The organism is Treponema endosymbiont of Eucomonympha sp. (genome assembly GCF_001028545.1).
Map to the genome: position 1 here is coordinate 1 of NZ_BBPW01000520.1, position 510 is coordinate 510.

General features: G+C 63.1%; 1 protein-coding gene. It reads right to left on the reverse strand.

The annotated features are described in order from the left end of the window. Positions 1 to 156: 156 nt before the first annotated feature. The coding region (locus AWU74_RS12110) for a hypothetical protein (RefSeq protein WP_187150955.1) at positions 157 to 510 on the reverse strand (354 nt) is incomplete at its 5' end.

Here is a 510-nt window from a genome sequence, read left to right on the forward strand (position 1 = left end):
GTACCCAAGTACCGAAGCACGTTGCTCAGGCTCGGAGCGGCGTGTTTTCAGGCAAAACCGTGCGCCGACAATCCCGCCAGGCAAGCCTGAAAAGCGAAATTCGGCAGCACCGGCCGAAACAATGCGGTTTTACGGAAGCGACCCGGCGGCGAGGGCTTACTGCCGCAGAAAAACGGGCGGCGCGGCGATTCTGGCATACCCGTCCCGCGTCAGCGAAATCGGTTCCAGCATATATCCGCCTGCGAAATCCGTTCCGCCCGCTTCTTCCGGAGCGGCTTCCGTTTTGGAAACCAAATATGCCGCGCCGAAAAACGGCTTCTTCGCCGCGGAGCGGAACTGCAGTACCGTCTCGCCGCCGAAAGAGAACGCCGCTATCCGCCCCGAATCGGCCGCGGCGTTTGAAGCCTCCGCCGCGTTTTCCGTTGCGCCGCCGCCGAATGCCTGATATTCCGCGCCCGAAAACCGCACCGACCCGCCGCCGGACAGCAGCCAGCGTTCCCGCGAGCATAA